Below are 12,650 nucleotides of genomic sequence, written 5' to 3'. Positions count from 1 at the left end.
GCTTAGGCAAAACAACTCAACGAGGATCCAATTACATTTGCACGCAAAAGGTGACTATCCGACGGAGCATGTTCGATGAGATTGATGGTGAAGGGTGTGGCCAAACTGTGGTTGCTGTTGATTATTGGGATTTCTCAACCTGTTTTGGCGAGCAGTGAGAGCAATCCGATCACCTTTGCGGCCGATGGCAACAAGCTCTCCGGACTTCTGGACGTGCCTGCCAACGGCGAAGCGCATGCGCTGGTAATTATCGTCCATGGATACGGTAAGACGAACGTCGTTGAGCAGAACTGGTACTTCGACTTGCGCGTTCATTTTGCCAAGGAAGGTATAGCAACCTTTGTATGGGACAAGCCCGGCTGTGGAACGAGCGAGGGCGAGTTCGATCCAAATCAACCAGTCAAAAGCAGCGCTGGCGAAGTGCTGGCAGCAGCACAATTTCTGCGCGATCAAAACATACCTGGATCCCAGAAGATAGGCCTTTGGGGCATCAGCAGAGCAGGTTGGATAGCACCCCTAGCCATGTCCCAAGATGACGAGATCAAATTCTGGATTTCGGTCAGCGGTGTGGATGCCAAGGAATCATTCGGTTATCTACTGCAGTCGAATTGGAAACTAGAAGGGTATGATAATGCCGAGATCGAGCACTTGTATGGCCAATGGCTCAATGGCAATCGCATAGTCGCCAATGCGGGAGCTTTTGATGACTACCTTGCTGCTACAGTCGATCTGCGTTCCGATCCATTTTTCGACTACATGTCAGGTGGTGACACCTCCATCGGCAAAGCCGGATTTAGTGCTTTGGTCGAAAATTGGAGAGAGCTTGGACAGACGATAGACTCTGACAGCGGCCTCGCGCTTTACGTTGAGGGTTTCCCAGAGATGCTCGGCCAGCTCGATGTGTCGGTGCTAGCACTGTTTGGGGAACGCGACAGTATCGTCGATTGGCGTTCAACCCGGCAGCTCTATGAGGAAACAATCGGGCAAAATCCCAATGCCACCCTCAGGATTGCAACGTTCCCGGATGGCAATCACAACCTCCATCAGAGTGAAAATGGCTCATTCAAAGAGATGTTGGAAATACTCTCCTCACCCAAGATTGTCGCCGGATACTATGACGCAATCTCGGCGTGGATTAGCGAAGTCGTTGCCGCCGAAGAGGAACCAGAAAGCTGACGGTCTGCTTCCACCCCCAGTTTCAGACCTCAAACAGAACCGTTCTTCGAGCTAAAACCGGACCTGCCGCTATCTTGGCTTTGCAGACAAAGACGGCCCTGTCCGCCAAGGTCCCGGCTGCGAACGTTCAAACCACGGGGGCCCCATGGCGACAATAGGGGCAAAAGCAAACTTTGTTATCGGCGCGCTTTGATGGACGTTGCCAACACCTTGCACCCATTTTATTGCGCCGCAATCATCGTACAGGGTGATGGCACACGCCCGATTGGAGAATGACATGAGCGACCCACGCTTTGATCCCGAAAAAGGCGGCCTTGTTCCTCATATGGGGATCACGCTCTTGGACGAAGGAGAAGGCTGGCTTGAGGCCCAAATGGTGATCCAGCAACATCATCTGCGGTCCGGAGCAAACGCGTTGCATGCTGCTTCCATGATCGCTTTAGCGGACAGCGTCTGCGGCTTTGCGGCGGGCAATGTTCTTCCCGCCAGTGCGAAGGGTTACACCACGATAGAACTGAAATCGAACTTCCTTGGGACAGCAAGCGAAGGCACATTAATTGGGCGTGCCCAGGCAGATCACCTTGGCCGAACAACCCAAGTTTGGACCTCAACCGTTACACATCAAGAGACAGGCCGAAAATGCGCCCTGTTCCGCTGCACTCAGATGATTTTGTATTAAAACTCTAGCTTTCGGGAACGCTGACAAATTCGCCTCGATGGAAACCAAGCGCAGCGCTGGCTCCATCCATTGCCCCCGAAATCCCCGTCACCTCCCCAAGGATCATAGTATGATCGCCAGCCGGGTGGTTGCCGAACGCGCTGCATACGAAGCTCGCAAGTGCACCTGCGAGCACAGGAAGCCCGTCGCTGGCCCGTTCAAAATCGCTTTCCCTCGGCGTGTGTTCGGCGCGTGATGCATACGCCGCGGCTTGCTCACTTTGATTAGACGCCAGAATGCTGATCGAAAAGCGCGGTGCCTTTGCAAACATTTCGAACCGGCCCGAATCGTTGTGAAGGCTCCAACTGACCAGCAAAGGCTCCAACGAAACCGAAACAAAGGAGTTGATCGTCATGGCGGCTATGCCACCTGTTTGCGCTTCAATCGCTACAACGCAAACGCCCGTGGGAAATTGGCCCATGGCTTTCCGAAAATCCGCAGCACTTGGCGGCGTTTGGTTCTGAACGTCGCTCAAAAATGGCTCCGGTGGATGACAATGTTTGGACTTCGCCTGCGCAAAGACATTTGTAAGCGCGTTCGGCGCAAGCTAGGCAATTGTCAATGCATGGGTGCCCGCCAAAACAGGTGTTGGATGGCGCAATATCCACGGACTTTCATTGCTGGCGGCGATCGGCTTCACCATGAGCCTGTTTATCGGCAATCTTGCCTTCACCGACCCTGCATTGATTGATGCGGTGAAGGTGCCAGTTTTGTCTGGATCATTGATCACAACGTTCGCCGGGTTTTTTATGTTGAAATCCGCTCTTTCCGAACAGGACACAAACGGGCAAAGCGTCTGACCAGATGAGTCAGACAAAACAGCCCATAACCCGCCAAATCAAGGCGGGGGACATCACCCTCGCCTATCACGAATGGACTGCGCCCATTGGTGCGCCAACCCTTCTGATTGCACATGCAACCGGATTTCACGGGCGGTGCTATGACGCGATTGCCGCGCATTTCCCCGAAACCCGAGTGATCGCAGTGGACATGCATGGCCACGGACAATCAACCGGCGGCCCCTTGAACGAGTGGCAGATCGTGGTGGATGAGTTCACCGATTTGATCGACCATTTGGAGCTTTCAGATACGGTCGCAATGGGTCATTCCATGGGTGGTCATGCGGTCCTTCGCGCGGCCGCAGTGCGTCCAGACACATTTCGGTCGCTTATCCTGTTTGATCCGGTGGTTTTGACCCCGGAATTCTATGGGATGAATATTGAAGGTTTTAGCGCAGGCCAGATGCACCCCGCTGCACGGCGCAAGCGCGACTTTGGCTCGGCCCAGGAGATGATCGAAAGGTTCGAAACCCGCGATCCCTACAAGCTATTTCGCCGTGACGTGTTTGAAGACTACTGCCGATATGGCCTCACTTCATTGGAGGGCGGCGGATTTGAACTGTCTTGCGCGCCCGAAACGGAAGCCAGCATGTATATGTCGAGCCTATCTGGAGCCCCCGCGCTTGACGCTGCTCGCCAAGTTCAAGTTCCAACCACAGTGGTGCGCGCGATGCAGCTGAAGGAACGCGACTTTAAAGGTTCGCCAACATGGCCTGGCCTTGCGGATAGCATGCCAAAAGGGATCGATATGGACCGGTCTGACATGACCCATTTTCATCCCTTTCAAGACCCCGATGACGCAGCGCGTATCATCAAAGAGGCGATGGCGATTTAAATCTCGCGCGCTGCGCGAAAAATGTCGGCCAAATCATTCCGGGCACGGGCAATATCGAGAGGGGAACTCCGGGTCAGGTTGCGGGCGATCGTCGCCGCCACTCCACCATAAAATTGGGTCAATGGACCGCCCAATGGATTATCTTTGGAAACACCTCTAGCAAGCCAGATTGCAATCCCATGCGCACGCGAAAGCGGCTCTTGCGGGACGTCTTGGGGCCTTTGATCAATTGCCGCCAAAGCTTGACCTAAGGCCGCAATCGCTTCTTCAAGGCAGATACGGGTCAAATCCTCACCCGAAGACGCCTCGATGCGCGCATCCAAATCAACCTTGCGATACGCGTTCGCAGCCTCGTGTGACAAAGGCATCATTGCTCTCTGGCTCCCTTAGTTTGATGAATTGAACGCGTCGATCTGCTGCTGCAAGAAGCTGAGTGTCGACTGCGATTGGGTCACATTGCTTTGCGCTGCGATAAAACTCCGGGTGAGCCGATTACGCAAGGATTCCTGATTATCGGCAACTCGCGAAAGGCGTTCCTCATTGCGGTCAATTTGCGCCTCGTAGCGGGTGATCGATCCTCCCAAAGACCCTGGATCGCTAAACAGAGTGTTTTCGCGCGCCAAACCGTCGATGGTTGCAAAAACACCAAACGCGCCTGCGGTAAACATAGCCGCGGCCCCATCAGGTGATGAAGCAAGCGTTGCGTCAAGCCGTTCAGTATCGAGTTGGAAAGTACCTTCGCGCGTGATCGAAAGACCAAGATCGCCCAACGTGCTCGGCTCACCATCTTCTGCGCCCGGCATTACAATCTCGCTCGCAAGAGATGACAGATCGGCGCGAAGACCGCGCGCACCTGAATCGTTGCCAAGCGTGCTGCCAAGGCCCGATGCTTCCTCGTTGAGAAGAAGCACCACATCATTTAGCGCTGCGACGAAATCGGTCATCACCGCAGTGATCGCGCCATCATTGGCGTTAAAGCTCAAAGTGGCAGGCGCACCGACGTTTGTTTCGTTTAAGGTAAGGCCAATGCCTTCTGGCAAGCCTGTAACCGTGTTCGATGCGCTGGTAAATTCGACCGTGTCGAGGTTAAACACTGCATCTTGCGCGGCTTGGCGCAGTTCGCCGGAATCGCTGGCAGGATTCCAATTCAGATAATCAAGATTGCCTGGGGTGCCGCTGGGCAAGGAACCCGTGCTGACCGGCTCCAACACAAAGCCGTTTTGCGCCCCATCTTCGCCTTTGATCACCAATTGCGCGCCGCTTGATCCTTGTGCGACATAAGCAAACAGTTTCCCATCACTGCCCGTGGAAATCTTCGCTGCAATCGAAGCGAGCGTATCATCAGCCGTGACCTCAATCGCCAAACCGTCTTGCTCAGTGTCCTCGGTAAAACTCGTCCCATCCACTGTGCCAAATCGGATATTGAGCGTGCCTTCGCCCACCAGATCCGTGCCTGCGCCGTAACTTTGCGAAGCGAGCGTTTGGCTTTGTGCAAGCTGCGAGACTTCGAGCGAATAGTTCCCCTGCGGCGCAATACCCACGGTGGTTGTTACATCGGCAATCGCAGAATTACCCAGGCTGGGTTGAGGCGAAAGATCGCCATTGCGCACCCGGTCGCCAAGCGCCCTTGCAAGATTGTTCAATGAGGAGCGAAGCAAGGTCGCAGAGGATATCTGCGCTTCGAGGGCCGTGTTGCGGTTTTCCAGATTGGCCCTTCGCGGTTCAAATGAAGCTTCGGAGAGGTCCGAGGCAAGCTGAATAAAATCAATGCCGCTGCCAGCGCCAAGCGCTGTGATGATCGATGAGCCTTGGTTTTCCATGTGTCCAAGGACGGCCATTTGGAAAATTGCTTAAGGCGTTTTTTGAAGGTTTCCATCGGTGTCAAATTGCAACGCCTCTGGCACAGAAATTTGCGGCCTTGTGACCCGCTCCCCGCGTTTTAGGGACAGAACAAATGCAACCAAAGCCGCAATCGCGATATACAGCTCTTCGCGCACCATCTGATTGACCCTTGTGGTGAAGTAAACTGCACGCGCCAATTGTGGGTATTCGAGCACGGGGAGAGCCATTTCCCCTGCCATTTCGCGCATTGCTAGGGCCGTTTCGCCGCGACCTTTGGCAAGCACAATCGGCGCTGGCGCAAGATCGGGATCATACGTCATGGCAACCGCAAAATGCATCGGGTTCACGACCACGAACTGGGCATCTTTCATGGCCTTGCCAAAGCTACCCCGCGCAAGATCACGTTGGCGCTGACGCCGGGCCGATTTCATCTCGGGCGAACCTTCGGCCTGCTTGGTTTCATTCTTGAGATCCTCAAGGCTCATCTTGAGGCGCTTGTTGCGCTGAAATGCCTGAATTGGATAATCAATCATGGCGATGATCACGAGGCCCATGACCAGCAGCAGGATGAGCGACCCACCGGCCTGCCAGGCATAGGCCAGCTGCGCTTTCAATGACCCGCGTCCAAGTCCAAGCAAGCTGGTGAGAGTGGTCGATATCCAATAGGCAGCAATAGTGCCAAGCAGCACCAGTTTTAGGATCGATTTGCCCAATTCGATCAGCCCTTGTGATCCGAACATGCGCTTTAACCCGTTCAGGGGATTTATGCGCTGCCCCTTGGGTTTGAGGTTCTTAGGCACAAACCGCCCCTCACCCAGCAGGAGTTGGGTTGCCGATGTGACGATCATGACCGTCAATCCGATCACCAAAATGGGAGGGAGGATCGCCGAGCCTGCGTTCCATGCAACAATCGCCGGATCAAATTGGGTGGTGCGATTGAACTCAAACTGAAAGCTCGCAAGGGCGACCCCGGCGACGCTGTCCATCAACCAAGGCCCCTCAATGGCCATCATCGAAATGCCGGTGAGCATGGCAACAGCAGTTGCGACCTCTTTGGAACGCAGGACATCGCCATTTTGCGCCGCATCCGCCTTGCGCTTTGGGGTTGGATCAAACCTCTTTTCGCCCGGGGTTTCCTCAGCCATGGGTCGTCCTCACCCTCCCACCCCATTTAGGCCCAAATCACTAATACTGGGCGTGAGTAACGCTGCGGACTGCTCCAAGGCTGTCTTAAGAACGAGTGTGAATTGCTCGACAAATATCGGCATTGCGATGATCATCGCTGTGATCCCAGCAAGCGTGCCCGCCGGAAGACCAAGGGCAAACAGATTGAGCGCGGGAGCGGCACGCGAAATGGTGCCAGTGATGATCTGGACGCAGAGTAAAACCAAGATAACCGGCAGTGCAATCGCAGCCGCTACCGCGATACAATAGCCTGCGAAAAGCACGATGCTCTGCGCTTCAACACCGCCAAACCCTCCACTGCCCGCAGGAAGCAATCGGTAACTTTCCATGATCAGGCGAAACCACAAAAGATGCCCGCCAATGATATAAAAGAGGAGGGTGAGGATTAGCCCAAAGAAGCTGCCTAATGCACCTGATTGTGCGCCGCTTGACGGATCAATCGAGGTTGCAATCGCAAGGCCCATTGTGCCCGATATTTGCTCCGCAGCAATAAGCGGGACCGCAAAGGCAATCTGTAGGACAAAGCCCAATGCAGCGCCGATAATCACTTCTTGGAGCACGGCAAGGACCGCGGCAAAGCTGAGCATATCGGGAAGTTCGGGCACAGGCATCCAAACACCAACAAAGATCGCGATGACGAAGGCGGCCATGGCTCGCGCGGTGGCCGGGACGACCATCCCGCCAACCATAGGCGCCGCCAGCATGGCCGCCCCGCACCGGATCGAGAGGAAAAGGAGCTGCCAAAGCTGCTCGATAAGTGTGTCGAAGCCGAGGTCGAGAAAAGTCATAAGGCTCCGCCGCCCTATCGCGCCATGCCGGCGACCTGCGCGAATATTTCCCGCGTGAAATCTCCGAGGAGCGCCATCATCGTGCCTCCCAGAACGACAAAGACCAAGGCTGAGATCGCAAGTTTTGGCACAAAGGTAAGCGTTTGTTCGTTCACTGACGTTGCGGCTTGAATGATCCCCACGATCAATCCCACGGTGAGCGCGGATATTAAAACCGGCCCTACAATCAAAGCCGTCACCCACAAAGTGCGGTCGGCCAATGCCAATAGCTGCGCGTCGTCTTGCACCCTTCCTGCTCCTATCCAAAACTCATCGCGAGGCTGCCCATCAAAAGCGACCAACCATCCACTAGGACGAATAGAAGCAGCTTGAACGGCAAGGAAATGATGGTGGGCGAAAGCATCATCATGCCAAGGCTCATCAGAACACTGGCCACCACTAAGTCGATCACGAGGAAGGGTAAGAAAATCATAAATCCGATCTGAAACGCGGTTTCGAGCTCGCTCGTCACGAAAGCGGGGAGAAGGATTGAGAAGGGAATATCCTGCCCATTCTCGAACCCTCCTACCCCGGCAATATCGGCAAACATCAAAAGGTTTGTCTGACGCGTTTGACGCAGCATGAATTCGTGGAATGCTCCACCTGCCGCAGCGATGGCATCATCGGCTTCCAATGCGCCGCTGGCATAGGGTTCGATCGCGGCGGTGTTCACCATATCGAGGGTGGGCGCCATGATGAACAAAGAAAGGAATAGCGCCAGACCCACCAAAACCTGTGTTGGTGGTGATCCTTGAAGACCCAAAGCCTGGCGCAGAATTGAAAGGACGATCAGGATACGAAGAAATGACGTCATCATCAGCACGATCGAAGGCAGGACCGTGAGCAAGCTCATCAACATGAGCAGTTGAATTGAGAAGCTTAGCGGTGTGTCCTCGCCGGCCCCATCTGCGCTCAGCGCGCGTTCAATCGCGCTGCCAATGCCAGCCGCGTCAGGCTCCGGCACAGGAACCGCCGCAAGAGCGGGGAGCGATGCGAAGAACATGGTTAACGCAGCAACACCCAAAAACCCCGAGATACGAGTGAAAGCGCGCATGGCTAGATCTCCGCCTTTTGCGCAGAGCCTTGGAATTCACACCGCTCAACCGCGTGTGCTTCGCCCAGCCGCACAATCCCATTTCGCGAACATCCAAGCAGGATTTCGCGCCCGTGAAAGCGCACCACAGCCAGTTTGAGACCGGGGGCAAGCAGGCTCGTTTCCACCAGCTCAAGCGATCCCGATCCGCTGCCCATGCCGACGAGGCGTGTTTGTAAATAACGGGTGAGCTTCAAACTGCCCCAAATCATCAATCCCAAAAGCGGGATAAGCAGCGCCAATCGCATGAGATAGTCAGCCATCATTGGGCGTCGTCTTGCTGGAGCGCGGGTTCGTCAGAAGGTGAGGAAGGTTCACCGGACGCATCAAGCTGAGTATCGCCCTCAGCGCTATCCGAACGCGGCGCTGTTGGTGGCGGTACTTCGGGTGCAGTCGGAGTATTTTGAGCAGAGACATCTGGCATGGGCCCGCTGCTCGGCTTGGTTTTGGGCGGTGAAACTACAGGTTCATCTCCGCCCGCTAGGCTGACAATGCGCAGGGCAAATTTGCCATCTTGCGCGATGACTTCGCCATGCGCGATCACTTGACCATTCGCGGTGATGTCGAGCAGTTCATCGGTGAGCCTGTCGAGTGTTACAACGCTCGCCTCGGCGAGGGACAGCACGTCCTTCAGCGCCATTTGAGTTCGGCCAAGCTCAACCGAAAGGCGAACTGAAACTCCACCCAAGCGTTGTAATGCCGGGTTGAGTGTGTGGCTTAGCGCGCTCATGATCCGCTCTCCATAGGCTTTGCCGCTGGCCCTAGGCCCCGGTGTGGTACGCTTGTTAGGCGCAGCGCCATTTGGTTTTCCTGTGTGCCCGGCGTTCCGTAGGCAAAGACATCTGCGCCAATCCTAAGCGGCAATTCGCGCGGGATATGAAGTGCGACCTCATCGCCAGGGGATAGGTTCTGCAAACGCGCTAAGGGCATTTCAACTTCGCTCAAAACCGCCTCAACCGACAACGGCAGGAAGTTGTAAGGATCACCGCCTTTTGAGCTTGTTTCTTCGGATGAAGACCGGGTCGAATTGGATTGAGGCAACAATTCTTCAAGTCGTTCAGAGGGAAGTGCCAACAGCATCTGCCATTCGACATTTGTCCCATGGGACGCAGTCATCTCTAAAACCGAAATCTCTGCCTCGCCGCTAAATGGTTTTAGCCGTGCGACGTTTTCACTGCGCACCAAAACATCGCCTTGCGCTGGCTCTCCTGTGCCGCGTACCATATCGATGGCTTGCGCGATCTGGGCTCCCAATTGCTCAACGAGAAGGCCTGCCGACCGCGGCAATTGGGCAGGCGCCTTGGTAGGCAGCGAACCATCGCCGCCAAAGGAACTATCGGTAAGTGCAATTGCGGTGGGGTAATCGAGGCTGAGCAATGCCGTCTGATCGCCCGAACCAATGCGCAGCAGGCAGTTGACGGCGACAGGTCCGATTGTCTCGAACACTTTGCTTCCAATCATCACTTGCGGGGCATTGATCTTCACTTCGAGCTTGTCGCCTTGAAGGATTTGCCCAAGCTCCTGCGACAATTCGCTAGAAAGGTCGCGCGTCCATGCCGCGATCACACCGTCGCGTTCGCCGGGGCGCGGGCCGCGCCAAGTCAGTTCATTACAATGCCGTGCAATTGGGCGTGCAAAGGCAAAGTCATCCGCAAAGGTCCCGGCCATATTCATTGGACAAGAAGCCCTTTGAAGTGGACATTTTCGACGCCGCCAAAACCCTCTTTTTCCTCCAGCACAGTGTTGATGGCTTTGGTAAGACGCTTTGCCAAAGCTTCCTTGCCTTCAACCGTGTAGAGATCTTGTTCGCTGGTAGATGCAAGCTGGACGAGCAAGGCGGACCGGATCGCCAATTGATGATTGTGAACCCATTGCAAAACGCGCCCGTCGCGCTGGGTCGAGGCGGCCAATTCCACTTGAATAAGCCCGCTTGAATCCGCCAAATTGGAAGTGAAGCTGTCTTCGAACGTGTAATAGGCGGTGCGAAATTCACTGCCGCCTTCGCCGTGAACCATCGCGCCTGCATCATCAGCGTCGCCGGGCCCCGGATACGGGTCTGCCTCGCCTTTGCGCACCAATTCGGGATGATTTGGACCGCTCTCGCCCCCATCACCAATCAGGCCTGCAGCAAAAACGCCATAAGCACCGCCCGCCCCCACACCAAGCGCAACGACGATCCCAATGATCATCTTCATTGGGCCGCCGCCCTTCTTGCCGTCGTCTTCATCTTCTGGTTTTGCGTCAGCCATCGTGGGTCATTTCCCTGTTTCGGTAGTGGGACAGTTCAGGCGAAAATCTCACCCTCACCTTCTGGCCCATCGCCGCCGATCAACCTGCGGTTGCTGGGATCTGAACCAGATTCTTCGTCTCGGCCTTCGGTTTGCCCCGAGTATGGTTGAGACGTTCCTTGACCTGACCCCGTGGAAGACCCGTAGGTCCCTCCAAAACTCCACCCCTGACCATGACTTTGACCACTCGCCCCGCCAGACGTGCTGGATTGGTGAGCGGTTTGGGACTGGGAGTTCGAACCGGCTTGATCATTGCTCCTATTCGCATTGCCGCCCGCTGTTTCGCTGCTCGCTGCTACGCTGCGTTCAGCAAGCGCGGCTTGGATTGCGGGTACAAAACCGGGATCGCGCGCGGAAAGCGTGGCACGCAAATCGCCCGCAGTCGTCTCAAGCCGCATGGTGATCGCACCAAATTCTTGGTGACGAACGGTGAGCTCTGGCTTGTTTGCCTGCGCCGCGCTGCGGGTTTCGGCGAGCTGTTCGATAGCGTTCTCAAGCTGCTGCGCGGCCTTCGGTGCGCCTGCATCAACGATTGGAGCAGGCGTGTTTGTTGGCACAGGCGGGGGTGCGGCGTTGGCTTGGAGCTGAGAGGTTAGTGTTTGCAGCGCAGATGTGTCAGCTTGACTGTGCACGGGTGGCTGCGCCTGAGACAGCGTCTGACCTGAACTCTGGGCTACGTTAGATGCCGCTGCGGGGAACGGCGCCTTTGGACGATCAGGATCAAGGTCGAGGCCGGCATCAGGCCCGCCTACATTCAACACAGCCAGTTGCAACGGATCGACGTTTGCTCCCTGGATCAATTCCTGCGAAGCATTGGATAGGAGAGCGATCTTGGGGATAGTTTGCACCCTCAAATTATCACCCGCACCATTTGCGCGCCCTTGGACGAAACGCCCTTGCGGTGCCTCTGGATTGGCGACGAGGTTTGCTTGGCTGGCGGATTGGGTGGCTAGTGCAGCAGCAGAGTTAGAGGGAGCATCCGGAACCTCAGCCTGATGGAGCTTCTCATTTGATTGCGCCGCGACCCTTGGTTCGGCGCTCGGTCCCGTATCCGGCGCGGTTTTCAACCGGCGCGCACCATTATCCATGAGCGCAGCCGCTTCGGTACGTATTGCGTTTTGGGGCTGGGCAGGATCGACAGGCGGGCTCTCTGCGCGCGCATCACGATTGGACGGAGGCGCGATTTCGACCGGCTCGACCGAGTTCGGCGGCACTGCATGGCCATCCGGCCCCGTCATGCCGACGCTTTGCGGCTGCGCCTCTGCGCTCGCCTGAACAGGCGTCCCCGGTTTTGGCTGGGCAATCACTTCCTCGGCGAAGCGAATATCGGAAGAATATACATCCAATGACGAGGACTTGACCCTGCTAGCCTCTTGTCCTTGCAATGGCGTTGCAAGGAACGCGTTCGGGCCGATCAAACCTTGATCTACGCCAAAAGGACTTTCGCGCGCTGGAAATTCAAGGTCTTGTTCCCCAAGCACCGGCCAATCCTGATTAAGCGGCGCGTCCTTGCTAAGCGGCAAGGTTGTGCCGGATTGGGGAAGGAACTTGCCGGAATGTTGCTGTGTCGCAGCTTGAATTTCGATCGGCTCACCAGCGCTTTTTTGCGCCCCAAGTTCCAGATCAAAGCCATCTTGGGCCAGCCCCTCTTTTGACGTCGCGTCGCTTGCCTCAATCCCATCCAGCAAGCGCGGGAAATTAGTCTTTGTGATCAGCTCTTTAGGAGCAGTTCCAGACGCGGGAAGAACGGGCGCAGAGGTGAAATCTGATGGCAAAGAGATCAAGGCTTTTGTCCATGGGCTGGGGTTGCAAAGAGGCAGGCTTGGCCAATGCGCCGAAACGCGCCA

The 12,650-nt window shown here is 55.8% G+C and carries 16 protein-coding genes; 4 read left to right on the top strand and 12 right to left on the bottom strand.

Annotation, left to right across the window (positions count from 1 at the left end; all coding sequences use genetic code 11):
• Positions 1–75: 75 nt before the first annotated feature.
• A complete protein-coding gene (locus ABJ205_RS00580) occupies positions 76–1,176 on the top strand; it encodes an alpha/beta fold hydrolase (RefSeq protein ID WP_348159468.1) in 1,101 nt (366 codons plus the stop codon).
• A 277-nt stretch (positions 1,177–1,453) separates the two neighbouring features.
• Positions 1,454–1,855 (top strand): PaaI family thioesterase, encoded by a 402-nt coding sequence (locus ABJ205_RS00575; protein WP_348159467.1) that lies wholly within the window; start codon positions 1,454–1,456, stop codon positions 1,853–1,855.
• Between the two features lie 4 nt (positions 1,856–1,859).
• Here ABJ205_RS00575 and ABJ205_RS00570 read toward each other — a convergent pair whose 3' ends face one another.
• Positions 1,860–2,315 carry a flavin reductase family protein gene (locus tag ABJ205_RS00570; RefSeq protein ID WP_348509972.1) on the bottom strand — a complete coding sequence of 152 codons (456 nt, stop codon included), beginning with the start codon at positions 2,313–2,315 and terminating at the stop codon, positions 1,860–1,862.
• A gap of 148 nt (positions 2,316–2,463) precedes the next feature.
• On the opposite strand from ABJ205_RS00570, the gene ABJ205_RS00565 reads away from it, so the two are divergent.
• Positions 2,464–2,694: a Na+/H+ antiporter NhaA gene (locus tag ABJ205_RS00565; protein ID WP_348159464.1), complete on the top strand. Its 231-nt coding sequence runs from the start codon at positions 2,464–2,466 to the stop codon at positions 2,692–2,694.
• Between the two features lie 4 nt (positions 2,695–2,698).
• The gene (locus ABJ205_RS00560; protein WP_348159463.1) at positions 2,699–3,568 is read left to right on the top strand and encodes an alpha/beta hydrolase; all 870 of its coding nucleotides are present in this window, start codon (positions 2,699–2,701) and stop codon (positions 3,566–3,568) included.
• On the opposite strand, the gene ABJ205_RS00555 is transcribed toward ABJ205_RS00560, so the two are convergent.
• The 11 genes from ABJ205_RS00555 to ABJ205_RS00505 are packed head-to-tail and all read right to left on the bottom strand — an operon-like array spanning position 3,565 to position 12,587.
• Positions 3,565–3,939, bottom strand: a complete 375-nt coding sequence (locus ABJ205_RS00555) for a hypothetical protein (RefSeq protein WP_348159461.1) — start codon at positions 3,937–3,939, stop codon at positions 3,565–3,567. The two genes, ABJ205_RS00560 and ABJ205_RS00555, sit on opposite strands and share 4 nt — an antisense overlap.
• A 15-nt stretch (positions 3,940–3,954) precedes the next feature.
• Positions 3,955–5,406, bottom strand: a complete 1,452-nt coding sequence (fliD, locus tag ABJ205_RS00550; protein ID WP_348159460.1) for a flagellar filament capping protein FliD — start codon at positions 5,404–5,406, stop codon at positions 3,955–3,957.
• Between the two features lie 12 nt (positions 5,407–5,418).
• On the bottom strand, positions 5,419–6,555 hold the full coding sequence (locus ABJ205_RS00545) for a flagellar type III secretion system protein FlhB (RefSeq protein ID WP_348159458.1): 1,137 nt from the start codon (positions 6,553–6,555) through the stop codon (positions 5,419–5,421).
• Between the two features lie 9 nt (positions 6,556–6,564).
• Positions 6,565–7,383, bottom strand: a complete 819-nt coding sequence (locus tag ABJ205_RS00540; RefSeq protein WP_348159456.1) for a flagellar biosynthetic protein FliR — start codon at positions 7,381–7,383, stop codon at positions 6,565–6,567.
• Positions 7,384–7,397: 14 nt separating this feature from the next.
• On the bottom strand, positions 7,398–7,670 hold the full coding sequence (locus ABJ205_RS00535; RefSeq protein ID WP_348159454.1) for a flagellar biosynthetic protein FliQ: 273 nt from the start codon (positions 7,668–7,670) through the stop codon (positions 7,398–7,400).
• An 11-nt stretch (positions 7,671–7,681) separates the two neighbouring features.
• Complete coding sequence (gene fliP / locus ABJ205_RS00530) at positions 7,682–8,425, bottom strand: flagellar type III secretion system pore protein FliP (RefSeq protein ID WP_348159584.1); 744 nt, start codon at positions 8,423–8,425, stop codon at positions 7,682–7,684.
• A 53-nt stretch (positions 8,426–8,478) separates the two neighbouring features.
• Positions 8,479–8,781, bottom strand: a complete 303-nt coding sequence (locus ABJ205_RS00525) for a flagellar biogenesis protein (protein ID WP_348159452.1) — start codon at positions 8,779–8,781, stop codon at positions 8,479–8,481.
• On the bottom strand, positions 8,778–9,245 hold the full coding sequence (locus tag ABJ205_RS00520) for a FliM/FliN family flagellar motor switch protein (RefSeq protein ID WP_348159450.1): 468 nt from the start codon (positions 9,243–9,245) through the stop codon (positions 8,778–8,780). The genes ABJ205_RS00525 and ABJ205_RS00520 overlap by 4 nt, the downstream gene beginning before the upstream one ends.
• Positions 9,242–10,189, bottom strand: a complete 948-nt coding sequence (locus ABJ205_RS00515; RefSeq protein WP_348159448.1) for a FliM/FliN family flagellar motor switch protein — start codon at positions 10,187–10,189, stop codon at positions 9,242–9,244. The genes ABJ205_RS00520 and ABJ205_RS00515 overlap by 4 nt, the downstream gene beginning before the upstream one ends.
• Positions 10,186–10,764, bottom strand: coding sequence for a flagellar basal body-associated FliL family protein (locus ABJ205_RS00510; RefSeq protein WP_348159446.1), 579 nt, complete (start codon positions 10,762–10,764; stop codon positions 10,186–10,188). The genes ABJ205_RS00515 and ABJ205_RS00510 overlap by 4 nt, the downstream gene beginning before the upstream one ends.
• Before the next feature lie 35 nt (positions 10,765–10,799).
• Complete coding sequence (locus ABJ205_RS00505) at positions 10,800–12,587, bottom strand: hypothetical protein (RefSeq protein ID WP_348159444.1); 1,788 nt, start codon at positions 12,585–12,587, stop codon at positions 10,800–10,802.
• Positions 12,588–12,650: the final 63 nt, after the last annotated feature.

It is taken from the genome of Erythrobacter sp. (assembly GCF_039988855.1).
Classification (GTDB): domain Bacteria; phylum Pseudomonadota; class Alphaproteobacteria; order Sphingomonadales; family Sphingomonadaceae; genus Erythrobacter.
Note: the sequence above shows the minus strand (reverse complement) of the source record. Positions and strands in the feature narration are given on the sequence as shown.

What these genes read in the sequence shown, in the direction of transcription:
- fliD (WP_348159460.1), bottom strand. Translation starts at nt 5,406, where the DNA reads ATGGCCGTCCTTGGACACATGGAAAACCAAGGCTCATCGATCATCACA.
- fliP (WP_348159584.1), bottom strand. Translation starts at nt 8,425, where the DNA reads ATGTTCTTCGCATCGCTCCCCGCTCTTGCGGCGGTTCCTGTGCCGGAG.
- ABJ205_RS00510 (WP_348159446.1), bottom strand. Translation starts at nt 10,764, where the DNA reads ATGGCTGACGCAAAACCAGAAGATGAAGACGACGGCAAGAAGGGCGGC.
- ABJ205_RS00560 (WP_348159463.1), top strand. Translation starts at nt 2,699, where the DNA reads ATGAGTCAGACAAAACAGCCCATAACCCGCCAAATCAAGGCGGGGGAC.
- ABJ205_RS00540 (WP_348159456.1), bottom strand. Translation starts at nt 7,383, where the DNA reads ATGACTTTTCTCGACCTCGGCTTCGACACACTTATCGAGCAGCTTTGG.
- ABJ205_RS00520 (WP_348159450.1), bottom strand. Translation starts at nt 9,245, where the DNA reads ATGAGCGCGCTAAGCCACACACTCAACCCGGCATTACAACGCTTGGGT.
- ABJ205_RS00580 (WP_348159468.1), top strand. Translation starts at nt 76, where the DNA reads ATGAGATTGATGGTGAAGGGTGTGGCCAAACTGTGGTTGCTGTTGATT.
- ABJ205_RS00545 (WP_348159458.1), bottom strand. Translation starts at nt 6,555, where the DNA reads ATGGCTGAGGAAACCCCGGGCGAAAAGAGGTTTGATCCAACCCCAAAG.
- ABJ205_RS00525 (WP_348159452.1), bottom strand. Translation starts at nt 8,781, where the DNA reads ATGATGGCTGACTATCTCATGCGATTGGCGCTGCTTATCCCGCTTTTG.
- ABJ205_RS00570 (WP_348509972.1), bottom strand. Translation starts at nt 2,315, where the DNA reads ATGGGCCAATTTCCCACGGGCGTTTGCGTTGTAGCGATTGAAGCGCAA.
- ABJ205_RS00515 (WP_348159448.1), bottom strand. Translation starts at nt 10,189, where the DNA reads ATGAATATGGCCGGGACCTTTGCGGATGACTTTGCCTTTGCACGCCCA.
- ABJ205_RS00555 (WP_348159461.1), bottom strand. Translation starts at nt 3,939, where the DNA reads ATGATGCCTTTGTCACACGAGGCTGCGAACGCGTATCGCAAGGTTGAT.
- ABJ205_RS00575 (WP_348159467.1), top strand. Translation starts at nt 1,454, where the DNA reads ATGAGCGACCCACGCTTTGATCCCGAAAAAGGCGGCCTTGTTCCTCAT.